The organism is Rhizobium phaseoli (assembly GCF_001664385.1).
GTDB classification, from domain to species: domain Bacteria; phylum Pseudomonadota; class Alphaproteobacteria; order Rhizobiales; family Rhizobiaceae; genus Rhizobium; species Rhizobium phaseoli.
In genome coordinates this window covers 4436390-4448995 of sequence record NZ_CP013532.1, presented here as the reverse complement: position 1 = coordinate 4448995, position 12606 = coordinate 4436390, and the positions used below count along the sequence as shown (strand labels likewise).

General features: G+C 63.4%; 8 protein-coding genes. 3 read left to right on the top strand and 5 right to left on the bottom strand.

The window, feature by feature from the left end; all coding sequences use genetic code 11:
- Nucleotides 1-47 precede the first annotated feature (47 nt).
- Nucleotides 48-1331 (bottom strand): NAD(P)/FAD-dependent oxidoreductase, encoded by a 1284-nt coding sequence (locus tag AMC88_RS21330; RefSeq protein ID WP_064825766.1) that lies wholly within the window; start codon nt 1329-1331, stop codon nt 48-50.
- 67 nt (nt 1332-1398) lie between these two features.
- Entirely contained in the window at nt 1399-2811 is a 1413-nt protein-coding gene (gene hglS, locus AMC88_RS21325; protein WP_064825765.1) for a 2-oxoadipate dioxygenase/decarboxylase HglS, read from the bottom strand.
- 103 nt (nt 2812-2914) lie between these two features.
- Here hglS and AMC88_RS21320 point away from each other — a divergent pair, with 103 nt between their 5' ends.
- The 3 genes from AMC88_RS21320 (at nt 2915) to AMC88_RS21310 (ending at nt 5452) form a co-directional block, all read left to right on the top strand.
- On the top strand, nt 2915-3823 hold the full coding sequence (locus tag AMC88_RS21320; RefSeq protein ID WP_064825764.1) for a LysR family transcriptional regulator: 909 nt from the start codon (nt 2915-2917) through the stop codon (nt 3821-3823).
- A gap of 68 nt (nt 3824-3891) precedes the next feature.
- Nucleotides 3892-4128, top strand: a complete 237-nt coding sequence (locus AMC88_RS21315) for an Lrp/AsnC ligand binding domain-containing protein (protein ID WP_064822996.1) — start codon at nt 3892-3894, stop codon at nt 4126-4128.
- Nucleotides 4129-4273: 145 nt separating this feature from the next.
- Nucleotides 4274-5452 (top strand): glycosyltransferase family 4 protein, encoded by a 1179-nt coding sequence (locus tag AMC88_RS21310; RefSeq protein ID WP_064822995.1) that lies wholly within the window; start codon nt 4274-4276, stop codon nt 5450-5452.
- Between the two features lie 21 nt (nt 5453-5473).
- Here AMC88_RS21310 and AMC88_RS21305 read toward each other — a convergent pair whose 3' ends face one another.
- From AMC88_RS21305 to AMC88_RS21295, 3 genes are all read right to left on the bottom strand, one after another.
- Nucleotides 5474-8785, bottom strand: a complete 3312-nt coding sequence (locus AMC88_RS21305; RefSeq protein WP_064825874.1) for an oligosaccharide flippase family protein — start codon at nt 8783-8785, stop codon at nt 5474-5476.
- Nucleotides 8786-8898: 113 nt separating this feature from the next.
- Nucleotides 8899-10077 carry a glycosyltransferase family 4 protein gene (locus AMC88_RS21300; RefSeq protein WP_064830068.1) on the bottom strand — a complete coding sequence of 393 codons (1179 nt, stop codon included), beginning with the start codon at nt 10075-10077 and terminating at the stop codon, nt 8899-8901.
- 43 nt (nt 10078-10120) lie between these two features.
- A complete protein-coding gene (locus AMC88_RS21295) occupies nt 10121-12601 on the bottom strand; it encodes a glycoside hydrolase family 2 protein (RefSeq protein WP_064830067.1) in 2481 nt (826 codons plus the stop codon).
- Nucleotides 12602-12606 lie beyond the last annotated feature (5 nt).

Here is a 12606-nt window from a genome sequence, read left to right as displayed (position 1 = left end):
TTGTTATTCCAGAAGCGAGTTCGCTTCTCAGAAGCGCTTGTCGGTTCTCAGAAGCGGGCATCGGCGAAGTGGGCAACCTGAGCGCCGGCTTCGTACCATAATTCCTTGAGCGCCCGGAAGCTCGGTTCGGTGGGCGAGGTCAGTGGCAGCGGCAGATCGGCTTCCGAAAGCTGGCCAAGAATATGCTCGGCCAGTGTCCGGCCGAAAATCGTGCCGGGGGCAATGCCGCGGCCATTGTAACCCGAAAAGCCGATGACACCGGGGGCGAATTTATGAAAGCGCGGCAGCGCATTGTCGGTCATCCCGATCTGGCCGTACCATTCGCATTCGAATTCGACATCGCCGATTATGGGGAAGAGCCGCTTCAGGGCGCGCTTGGCCCAGCCCTTGTGCACGGCAAGCCCGGTATTGCGCAGCGCCCCGACACTGCCGAAAACGAGACGACCTGCCTGGTCCATGCGGAAGGAGGACAGAATGTCCTTGGTATCCCAGGCGCCTTCCCGTCCCGGCAGGATCGATTGACGCAGATTGTGGCCAAGCGGCACGGTGGCGAAATTGAAATAGGGCAGATAGACCTGTTCGTTGCGCACCTGCTCGAAGGGGCCGGTGCTATAGGCATCGGTCGCGACGATGATCCAGTCCGCGCTGACCGCGCCGTTTTCCGTCTTCACGGTCCAGCAGCTGCCGCTGCGCTCGGTTGCGATGACGGGGCTCGACGTATGGATGGCGACACCCGCCCTGACGGCAGCATGGGCAAGGCCGCGCGCATAGGCCAGCGGCTGCAGCGTTCCGGCGCGCAAGTCGAGCAGCGCACCGGTATAGGCGTCGCTGCCGATGCGTCTGGCCGTCTCCGTCGCATCGAGCAGCGTCACGGGCGCGCCGCGTGCGGCCCATTGCGCCGCACGCGCCTCGATTTCCTTCAGCCCGTCGGCGCCGACCGCGCAGTGCAGCGTGCCGGCGCGTTCGAGTTCGCAGGCAATGCCGTGCCGGTCGATCAGTTCCATGACGAGCTTCGGCGCATTGCCGAGCAGCTCGAGCAGGCGTTCGCCGTGCAGCGGGCCGAGCACGCCGGGCAGGTCGTCGGGCATCACCCACATGCCGGCATTGATCAGACCGACATTGCGCCCTGCGCCGCCGAAACCGATTTCCTTCGCCTCCAGCAGCACCACCTTCGAGCCGGCTTCGGCAAGATGCAGGGCAGAGGAAAGGCCGGTATAGCCGCCACCGACGATGACGACGTCGGCCGATACCGCGCCTGCGAGAGGCGAGGTAGCAGGCGGTTCGGCTGCGGTCTTTTCCCAGAGGCCATGGGAGCGCGGATCATTCAGCATGGTTCAGTCCGATCGGAACGAAATCGCGGTAGTTTAGCGGATATGACGAAGGGTTGAAGCGCGCATTTCACGCAACGGTCTTCAACGGCACTCCCGCGAGGCCGAGCGCTTCCATCGCTGCATCCAGCGATGCGGCCTGGCGCTCGGCATAAAGCACCAGCTCGTCCTGAACGGTAGCGCCGAGTGCTGCCTCGAAGGCGTCGCGGTTCGAGCGCGTCGCATAATTCTGCTGCTGATCGGTGCCGAGATTCGACTGGAAGATGCCGGCCGCGCTGACGGGCAAGAAGTCCTCGTAGACGATCGGCGAGAAGGCAAGGTGACCCTTGGCGATCAGCGCTTCCGGATCGCCAGGCAGCGTGCCGTTGACCGCGGCGGCAATGCCTGCCGGCGTGGCGGCATAACGGAAGAAGGCGAGATCTTGTCTGCGCAGCTCGTCCCAGCTGTCCGGCAGCGCCTTGAAACGCTCGGCAAGTTCCCGATCGTAGGCGCCGGCCTTGGCGCCGCCGGCGCCGACCTGCACCTCGCCGCGAACCCAGGCGAGCAGCCTATCATAGAGCGTCCGGCCCTTGGCCGTCAGCGCCACGCCGCGCTGTTCGATCTCGCCGAAACGGGCGGTATGCGTGCCTTGGACTGCTTCCGCCTCACCGGCAAAGACGATCGCTTCCTCCAGCGCCTTGAAGCTCGTCTGCCGCAGCAGGATATCGCAATGACGGCGCGGCGGCCCTTCGATGACGGCCTTCGGTGTGATGCCGCGTTCCGGCATGCGGGCCTGGACCGCGTCGATATCGAGCGTGCGCGGCGTCAGATGATTGATGTGCGGGCCTTTGAAGCTGACGACGTCGGCGATCAGCCGATGCGCGTCGTGCAGGCGCTTGTAGGTTTCGGCACTGACCGTCGCCTCGCCGTGCCAGCGGAAGGTTTCAAGCGCCTCGGCGACGAATTCCGCCGCTTCGGCTTCGGTCAGACCGCCATTCTGCTCGTGACGCTCGATCAGTGCTACCGTGCGCGGTGTATAGATGCGCCGCTTTGCCAAAATTGCCTCGGCTTCGCTGCGTAGGCCTTCGTCCTCAATCAGCTCCAGGCGCAGCAGCGAGGTGAAGACGCGGAACGGATTGACGTTGAGTGCCGCCTCGTCGATCGGCCGGAAGCAGGTGGAATGAACCGGCACGCCGGCAACCGAAAGATCATAATAGCCGACCGCCTGCATGCCCATGACGGCGAACAGCCGGCGGATGGTGAAAAGTTCATCCGCCGTGCCCAGGCGGATGGCGCCGTGGCGCTCGACATCGATGCGCTCGAGCTCGCCGGCGCGGGCCAGGCGCTCGCGCAGAGCCGGATCGCGTTCGAGGCAGCCGGCATTCACATCGGCGACCAGTTCGATCAGCGTGCCGTATTGCGGCACCTCCGTCCGGTACATCTGCGACATCGCCTCGGTGAAAAGCGAACGGATGCGGTCAGTGGAAACGAAGGTTTGCGGCATCTTGAAAACTCCGGATCATTCCGTTTTTGCAGGATGAAACTCTTTACAATCGCTGCGCAGCCGGAAATATCGCTATTTCGGAAATAGCTCATTCTGAAATGGAATGATCATGCTTGGCTCGAGACGTTTTCTGCCGTCGATTTCACATCTCGCCGCCTTCGAGGCGGTCGCCCGCACCGGCAGCGTCACGGCGGCCGCACGCGAGCTCGATCTGACGCAAAGCGCCGTCAGCCGCCAGGTGAGCGCGCTGGAAGAGCAGCTTGGCGTCGAGCTCTTCCTGCGCGAACGCCAGACCATGCGGCTGACGCTGGCCGGCGACAGCTACGCCCGCGAAATCCGCGAGGCGCTGCGTCGCATCTCCAGCGCCTCCTTGAACCTGCGTGCCAATCCGCATGGCGGCACGCTCAATCTCGCCATCCTGCCGACCTTCGGCACGCGCTGGCTGGCGCCGCGCCTCGGGCGCTTCCTCGCTGCCAATCCCGGCGTAACCATCAATCTGGCGACCCGGCTCTCGCCCTTCGATTTCCGCCTCGATTCGATCGATGCGGCGATCCATTTCGGCCACCCACACTGGCCGGGGGCGGAACTGACCTTGCTGATGTCGGAGCGCACCGTGCCGGCCTGCAGCCCTGACTTTCTCGAGCGACACACGATCACCGGGCCGCAGGATCTGTTGTCCGTTCCGCTTCTGCATCTGACGACGCGCCCTGATGCCTGGGAGCAGTGGTTCGCCGGCAACGGCGTTTCCTTCGAAAGCGTGCATGGCATGCTCTTCGACCAGTTCGCCACCGCCGCCCAGGCGGCAATCGCCGGTCTCGGCGTCGCGCTGCTGCCAACATTCCTGATGCAGGAGGAACTCAAGCGCGGCGATCTTGTCGCCGCCGTCGATCGGGAGATGGAGAGCCGTGAGCGCTATTATCTCGCCTTTCCGCGCGAGCGTGCCGACTATGCGCCGCTTGCCGCTTTTCGCGACTGGATCGTCGCGGAAGCCGCCGCAGACCCGGCTGCGTGAGGAACGGCTTGCATCGGCATGGCGCTTTCGACCATTATATCAGCCAAACAAACTCTGCAGGAAATCTCATGAAGCCGATCTTCATCCAGCTCCAATGCGCCCCCGGCAAAACCTATGAGGTTGCCGACGCCATCTACCAGACCGAACTGGTTTCGGAGCTCTATTCCACCAGCGGCGACTACGATCTGCTGCTGAAGGTCTACATTGAGGAAGGCCAGGACATCGGCAAGTTCATCAATGACAACATCGCCAATATTCCCGGCATTGTCCGATCGCTAACGACGCTGACCTTTAAGGCGTTCTGAGCTCCGTCAGACGCGGTTAACCCTTTTCGCGAAGAATCGCCTGTCCGAACGTCGCTGAAACTGCGGCTTAACGCCAGAGATATCTCATCGTTGCTATAAGAAAGCCGCCTCGACAGGAGGCGGCGTGCACAGCGATAGGTGGGAAATGGCGATCGTCGAGGCAGGCAGGGTGCACGCGAGGCCGCAGCTGGACACGGGGCCGCTGATCGTCCATGTCGTGCGGCAGTTCCTGCCCAATCGCGGCGGCCTGGAAGATGTGGTCGCCAATCTCGCCCGCCAGACCGTCCGGCGCGGTTATCGCGTTCGCGTCGTCACACTCGATTCGCTGTTCACCGCACCGAAGGATAAACTGCCGGCGCGCGAAGACATCGACGGCATCGAGGTGGTGCGCATTCCCTGGTGCGGCAGCAGCCGCTACCCGCTGGCGCCGGAGGTTTTCCGCCATCTCGCCGATGCCGATCTCGTGCATGTCCATGCCATCGACTTCTTCTTCGATGCGCTCGCCTGGGGCCGGCTGCTGCATCGCAAGCCGATGATCGTCACCACCCATGGCGGCTTCTTCCACACCCGCAAATACGCCGCGATCAAGAAGATCTGGTTCCGCACGCTGACCCGCGCTTCGGCGCTGGCCTACCGACGCGTCGTCTGCTGCAGCGCCTCCGATCTCAAGCAGTTTTCCGCCATCGTCCCGGACAGCCTGCTGATCGAAAACGGCGCCGATATCGGCAAATTCGCCGATAGTGCCTCGCAGCGGCCAAGGCGCCGCATCGTCACCATCGGCCGCTTCTCGGTGAACAAGCGGCTCGACCATCTGCTCGACGCGATGGTGGTATTAAAGGATCGTGATCCGAAATGGCATCTTGATATTGTCGGCGCCGAATCCGACCTGAACCGGGTTGATATCGAAGCCGCCATCGAAGGCCGCAATCTTTCCGGCCGCGTCACCCTGCACGTCTCGCCCGACAACGGCGCCATCCGGCGCATTCTCGCCGAGACCTCGCTGTTTGCCTCCGCCTCGGAATATGAAGGTTTCGGCCTGGTGGCGCTGGAGGCGATGAGCGCCGGCCTGCTGCCGGTGCTGAATGCCAATGACGCTTTTACGACGCTTGCCGGCCGGCATCCCGTCATCAGGCTAGCCGATTTCACCCATCCGGCGAGCGCCGCGACAATGATCGAAGCGGCCCATGAAACGCTCGCGCGCCAACCGGATGTCGTTCGCGCCGAGCTGGTCGACGCCGCGCGCGGCTATTCCTGGGATATCGTCGCCCGGCGTTATATCGATCTCTATCGGTCGCTGAACGTCGTCTCTGCTGACCGGATCTAATCCTGCCAGCCTGAAATCCCGTCATGCTTTGGCGAGACGAATGATCTCATCGAGCACGAACCGGCGTGATTGCGGCGGCGTCAAATTATGATCGGCATCCGGCAGCATCAGCAGCCGCACGTTCGGATAGCGGGACAGCTTGGCGCCACGCGGTCCAAAGTGGAAATAGACGTGATCGAGGCCGACATCGCCTTCGCTGTAGATCAGCGTCAACGGCACCTTGCGCCTGCCGAACTGGGCAAAGGAATGCCGGACCTCGCGGGCGATGTGGCGCCGGTCGGGCAGCAGCTCGAGCAGCGGCGCGACCCACGGGGACAGGCGGCGGCCGGCAGCGATGACCATATTCTGCAACGCCGAGACGACATCCACCTGGCCGCGCAGCAGCCGTTTTAGCGTATCGAGCCGCGCCAGGCGCTGGCCGTAATCATCGAGGCTGCGGGGAACGGAAACGACATGTTCCTTACGCACCGGTATCTCAGGATCCCAGTAATAGACGAAGGGATTGATCGACACGACGGCCTTCAGCCGCTCGTCGGCGACGCCGGCGCGGAAGGCGACATAGCCGCCACTGCACCGGCCGGCCACCATCACAGGGCCGGCGGTGATGGCTTCGAGCAGATCGAGCGAGGCGACTGCATCGGCGGTTTGTGTATCGGAATAGAGCACCTGCTCCGGCGCATCAGGCCGCGGCGGACTGTCGCCGACATTGGCGGAATCGAAGCGCAGCGAAACCACGCCCTGGCGCGCAAGCTCGCGTGCCATATCAACCGTCGTCCGCCCCCAGCCGGCATGCCGGTCATAGGCCGTCGACAGGAAGAGCACGGCACTGCCCTTGATCTCGCCGGGCGGCCGGCTGACGACGCCGACTAAGTGATCGTGGCTTCCGAAACGGACCGGTATTTCGACAAACCCATCGCCGGCCAGCGTCGGGTTCTCGATTTCTGCCGGCGAAGGGGCGGCTGATGTCTCCACCGTGGCTCCTTCCAGCCACGTCGTCAGCTGCGCGACGACAGCCATCGGCGTCTGGGCGAAGAGCGGATTGGTGACGAGTTCATCATAACCTTCGAAAGCCCTCTGCTCGACCTCGGCGCCAAGCGCCGTCAGCGTATCGGCAAAACCGGTATCGTCGGCCTTGGCGGGACGTTCGAGGATCAGATAGCGGGACGCCGCCAACCCTCGCGGCGAGGCGATGTTGAGCTTGCCGAGCTCGCCGGCGATCTCCTCGGGCATGACGAGCCCGGCGATCTGCACCTTGGCGGTCTGGACATGCTCCTTGCCGAGGCCGAGATCGGCATCGATGATCTTCGACCACATGTTGAGTTCGCGCAGATAGGCCCGGCCGCTCAGCACCGGCGCCAGCATGACGAGGCTGTCGACGCCGTCGATCGAGGCGCCGATGCGCTGAGCAAGTGTTGCGCCGAGGCCCTGTCCGATGAGGACGATACGGTCGCAGCCGGAGAGTATCTTCAGCTTGGCGGCCGCCGCGCGGATCGAGTTTTCCCAGGTTTCCAGCCTTGCCGGCAGCGCGTCGAAATCCAGCGCATCGCCGGTGCCGCGATAGTCGAAGCGCAGGCTCGGCACGCCGATATCGGAGAAATGCTCGGCCGCAACGCGGAAAAACTTGCGGCTGCACATCTCCTCGAAACCCCAGGGGCTGACGAAGAGCACGGCGGCCGAACGCTTCTTCACCCGTGCATTTTCAGGCATGAACAGGCCGATCGTACCGTCGAAGACGACAGGCAGGGCAGCGCTGCGCCCAGCCCCCTCAGCCGGTTCGAGCGAGAATTCGCCGGGGGCGACCTTGGCGCGATCGGGATCACCGGGAAGCGCCGGCGCAATGAAATTGATGGCGTGCCCGACCGGCTTGCGCAGCATGGACGGCATCTTGTCGAGAATGGAGCGCACGACATCGACATCTTCGGCCGGTACGGCGCGCAGCACCCGCAGCGCTGCGAAATAGCACAACGTGCCGGCGACGATCGCACCGACGAGTCCGGCCGGACCCTGGACAAATTCCAGCGCGGAAATGGCTCCGCAGGCGCATAACACGGAGGCGAGCGTCACCTTCGTGAGGCTTCTGTAGAGACCCGAAAGCTGAGATCCGAATCCTGTCTGTCTGATCATCATCACCGACATTGCAACGAAGACGAGGATGCGCACCAGCGCGGCGCCCTCGGCGGCAAGCCTAGGTACGATCAGTAAACAACCGGCTACCATCACGAGGCCACCTATCACACTGATTTTCAGGCGGGCGCGGGCCCTGTCCATCGATAGGAGGTAGAGGCTGAGGATCTGCATGAAGGTATAGGCGGGCGCCACCAGCGCCAGCAGCGCCACCACCGTGCCGCTGCGGCCGAACGCCTCGCCGAACACGACCCGCACCAGCTCGCTGGAGATGGCAGCAAGCCCGAGGCTCATCGGCAGGACGATATAGGCCATGCTGCGGGTGACGGCGGCGAAGACCTCGACCGGCAAGGTCGAATCGTCGCTGTTGTGCCGCCGCTCGGAGTAGTAGGGCAGCAGGCTGCCGGTCATCTGGATCGGCAGTTGCAATGCGATATTGGCGATCGACAGGCCGACCGCATAATAGCCGACCATCTCCACCGACCAGAACTGCTGCAGAAACAGCAGTTCGAGCCGGTTGAGGAAGATGGAATCGATGATGAACTGGAGCGAGAGGATGACCGAGGAGGAGGCCAGGTATTTCAGCGACACCCCGCACCAGTCGCGGCGTGCAAGCAGGATCGGCAGCGTGGCGAAAAACAGGACGAGCTGGCCGAGCGCGTAACCGATCAGAACACCCTGGACCCCATAGAGGACGGCGCCGACAGCGACGCCGGCAAGCTGGACGATCGAGACGACGACGGTCAGCCGGAAGAAGGCGCCGAGCTTCTTCTCTCCGATCAGGTAGAATTTGACGAAGGAGCCGATCGCCTGGACGAAGAACAGAACGCCGGTGACCAGAGCGACGGACGGCGCGGTTTCGGCCCAGTGCATCTCCTCCGAGGTCAGGAAAAACAGCGCGTAGAGGGCCAGCAGCACGACGGTCGAAAACATCATGAAGCTGACGAGGATGGCGGCAAAACCGCGTCGGCGGCGCGCGTCGTAACCTTCCGCCGACAGCTGCGGCAGCGTCTTCAGGAGCGTGATGCTGGAGCCGAGCTCGGCGATCGAGGCGCCGGTCACCACCAGCCAGAGCGAGAAAGCGACGATGCCGTTGGCTTCCGGTCCCAGCAGCCGCGCGGTTATGATCGACGAAACGAATCCCGTCAGCAACAGCAGCATGCCCGCCGCCGCATTCACCACCGAATTTGCGATAATACCCTTCGACATCTGTCCATCCGTCAGGATCGGCCGTTGCACGGTTCTGCGTGACATGCCGTAATCCGCATACCCGCCATCTCTAATGCGAAAATGTTAAAATAAAGCGGAGTGGCGACCTCAGCTTAGCCGGTTTGCAGCTCCGCCAGCCTGTGAAGTGCCTTCTCGTAGCTGTTCTCGGCGAGATAGCGCAGCAGGAATTCCCGTGCTTTCTCCGCCTTCGCGCGCGCCCGCTCCGGCGCAAGGAGGATTCCCCTGAGATGCGCGGCCGCGGTCTGAGGAGAAGGATCCGCCCAGACCGCATTTCCGAGCCCGGCAAATTCAGGATGGGTGTCGACAACCGGAATGAGCGCAGCGTCAACCAGCCACGTATTGTGCGGATCGCAGAAATCCGCCGTGCCCGACCATGCGGTGGAAATGACGGGCGTGAGCTGCATGATCGCTTCGGCAACGGTCAGCCCGAAGCCTTCCGAACGATGCAGCGAAAGATAGGCGTCGGACGATCGGATGAGGCCGTTGATCTCGGAATTCGACAGCTTGTCGGTGACGATCCTGATCCGGCTGTCGTCCTTGACCAAAGCGACCAGGTCGCGCAGGCCCTCGTCCCTTGCGATATCGCCACTGGCTTTCATCAACAGGACGGCGCGTGGGGCTTCGGCGGCAAATATCCTGAAGGCCTCGACGACGGCCTGCGGATTCTTCCGGTTGATCGAAGAACCGGCACTGAAGATGAAGCTGACGAGAAAGGCGTCCTTGTCGATGCCGAATTTCTCGCGCATGCCGTCCGCGGCCGGCTTCTCGGTGACGGGATGCGGAACGACGATAACGGGCGCGCGGGTCAGCGGCGCAATCGCCCGGCGGGTGAATTCCGAAGGCACGAAGACGGCGTTCATGTAACGCATCGCGTTGCGCCACTCCGCCGGCACGGTTTCGAGCTCCCAGGCGAAATAGCCGATATTGAAGGCCCGGGAGAAATTCGCCACGCCCTTCTTCAGAATGGCGCGCGGCAGCATCGGTGGATTTAGATGCCAGATGCGGCTTCCCGGTGTTTCAGCGGAGGGAGACAACGGCCTCCATCCGGCAAAGGACGTTTCGTCGGGATGGGTGCTGACGTCCGAAAGCGATATCGCCCGGCCTGCTGCGGCGAGCGCGTCGGCGCACAGCCTTGCCGACTCGCCGACGCCGACGGCCATCGAGAGATAGCCGGCGATTTCCACCGGCTTGCGCGGATTGAAGGCGACACGTGAGCGTGGAATCAGCCGCTGCAGGGCATGGGCACGCAGAAATCGGTATAGCGTTCTCAAATCACGGATCTCTTTCAATGCATCGGCATTGTTGTTGGCGGGGTCAGCTTTGGAGCATGAGGCGATGTGAACTGCCGAGATGTCTGATTTCGCCGGACGGCGGACTATCGGTCTCCGTGCCGGGCAGCCTTTGGAGCCGCACGCGCCGCGCCGCGCCGGGAGCGAGATGAAACCAGTCATCCTCGGCCCGATAGCCTTCGACGTCGATATGCACCGATTGCGCCAGCCGGTCGGTCCTGAGATCGACGAACCAATCGTCGCCGACCTTGCCGAGCGACGCCTCGATGCCCGCATCGTGAAGCGCTTTGCCGCGTCCCGAGGGGAAGTGGAAGCTCTCGGCAAGAATGGCGCCGTCAGCGAGTGAGCGCAGTCGCGCCACGTTCACATCATGCGCTGGCGGGCCGAAGCGGAAGGCGTAGGTCGTATCGAAGAAGGCGCCAAACAGCGCGGTGGAGGCAAACCGTTCCACGCTCCGTGCCGCCAGCTTGAAGCCCGTGTTGCCGCTGACGACCTGCTGCTTGCCGTCGCGCAGGCAGAAGACTTCGAGCTCGACGTCGAGTGCGGCGTCGGTCTCGTTGACGACATGCACATCGAGGCCGTTGGTTCCTTCATCGAGAAAGACGGTCTGAACCGGCCGGAAGGCACGGCGCATGGCATACCAGACCGGCTTTGGCTCGCCGGTCGAATCGATCACGCCCCAGCCGGGGCCGGGCAACAGGTCCTGCAGCGTCCAGATGAGCGCGCCGCTGCAGCTCGAGCCCTTGCGCCGCCATTCGGCAAAGGTTTCCTCGAGCACCTCGCCGGTGACGGCGCGGGAGAGATCGAGATAACGTTCCGGATCTTCGCGGCGCAACCGGGCCGGATCGAACCCGTAAAGGAGCTCCAGATAGAAGTCGCGAACGTCCTCGAAGTCCCACGATGCGCTGCGGTCGCGCGGCACGCGCGCCTTCCAGAGCGGGCTGTGGACGGCCGGCACGTCGAGATGACGATGCAGCGTCCTATGCTGCGGCACATGCGCGAAGGCGAGGCTTTCGGAGGCAAACCGCACCTCGGCGCGGCGGGCATCGGCAATCGGCCGCATATAGGCGCCGACGCCGTAATAATGCGCGACACCGGCGTTCGGCGAAAAAGGCAGTGCGCCGCCATAGGGCGAGTTCGGGACATAGGGCACGTCGGGACGCATGCGCGCGATGACGGCCGGGATGATCTCATCGGTGATCGGCCCGCTCCAAAATTCCATCGACAGGCCGAGCATGGCCGCTTGCTGGTGGATCTCGCTGCCGCCGCAGAGCACCGCGAGCGAAGGCGATGCTTGAACGCTGTGCAGCATTTCCTCGATCTCGGCGTGCACGTGACCGAGAAAGGTCTTGTCATTGCGTGGATAATCAAAATTGGCGAACATGAAGTCCTGCCACACGAGCAGGCCGAGTTCGTCGCAGAGCGCAAAGAAATCCGGCGTCTCATAGGTCATCGTGCCGCCGATACGGATCATGTTCATGCCGGCGTCAGTGGCAAGACGCAGGAACGGCTCGTAGTCCGCTCGTCCACCCGGCAAGCGCGCGATATCCGCTGTCGTCCACACCGCGCCGCGGCAAAAGACACGCTCGCCATTGACGAGCAGTGCGAAGTCATCGCCGTGATCGCCGCGGTCGACCTCGATACGCCGGAAGCCGGTGTTGCCCAGCGAGTACTCGGTGCCATCCGAAACCAGCGTCAGCTCGTAGAGACGGGGAGCGCCATGTGTGTGCGGCCACCAGGGCTCGATGTCGGCAAGCTTGAGGATAGAAGAGTAATGATTGTCGCCGACCTTTTCGAACGGCTGTTCCATCCCGCCGCAGCGCAGCAGCATCGAAGGGTTCTCGGCCTTGTTGTGCAGGGAAACGCTGAGCCGGCCGACGCCGCTCTCCTCCAAAACAGCGCGGATCGAGACATTGTCGAGCGATAGGGGGTTGCGCCGCACCAGCGAAATCGGCCGCCACGGGCCGACCGCATGAACATCGGGGCACCAGCCCGGCATATGGCCGAGCAGCGTCGTGCGGAAATTTTTCAAGCCCGGCGGCGTGATCATCTGTGGCCGCCAGCGGGCGCGCGGGCCGGGCTCCGACAGACGGGGGCCGAGCGCCCGGAAACAGAGCGCCAGCTCGTCGCCGCCCGAAAGTGTCACCGGAATCTCGTGCGCCGTAAACATGCTTTCGGAAAAGAGGATTTCCTGGCCGTTCAGGAACACATGGCACAGCGTCGCCAGCCCCTCGAAACGCAGGATCGCGTCGCCGGGCTCGGCATCGAAGAGGCGGCAGAGATACCAGGCGTCTTTGGTGTTCAGCGGTTCCGGATTTTCCCGGTCGAAGAGACCGGCTCTTTCGAGTGCGGCGGCTACGGTGCCGGGAACAGGTGCGGGAATGAACTGCGCGGAGAGCGGAATGTCGTGCGGCACCGCACAGGCATCCGGTTCCGTCAGGACCAGGTTCCAGCCTTCGGAAAGCACGCTTTCCTCGGCTCCGATGCTTGCCAAACGCCCCCGCATGGTCT

Coding starts and splice junctions, on each gene's coding strand:
- AMC88_RS21310 (WP_064822995.1), top strand. CDS start 4,274: ATGGCGATCGTCGAGGCAGGCAGGGTGCACGCGAGGCCGCAGCTGGAC.
- AMC88_RS21295 (WP_064830067.1), bottom strand. CDS start 12,601: ATGCGGGGGCGTTTGGCAAGCATCGGAGCCGAGGAAAGCGTGCTTTCC.
- AMC88_RS21320 (WP_064825764.1), top strand. CDS start 2,915: ATGATCATGCTTGGCTCGAGACGTTTTCTGCCGTCGATTTCACATCTC.
- AMC88_RS21315 (WP_064822996.1), top strand. CDS start 3,892: ATGAAGCCGATCTTCATCCAGCTCCAATGCGCCCCCGGCAAAACCTAT.
- AMC88_RS21305 (WP_064825874.1), bottom strand. CDS start 8,785: ATGTCGAAGGGTATTATCGCAAATTCGGTGGTGAATGCGGCGGCGGGC.
- AMC88_RS21330 (WP_064825766.1), bottom strand. CDS start 1,331: ATGCTGAATGATCCGCGCTCCCATGGCCTCTGGGAAAAGACCGCAGCC.
- hglS (WP_064825765.1), bottom strand. CDS start 2,811: ATGCCGCAAACCTTCGTTTCCACTGACCGCATCCGTTCGCTTTTCACC.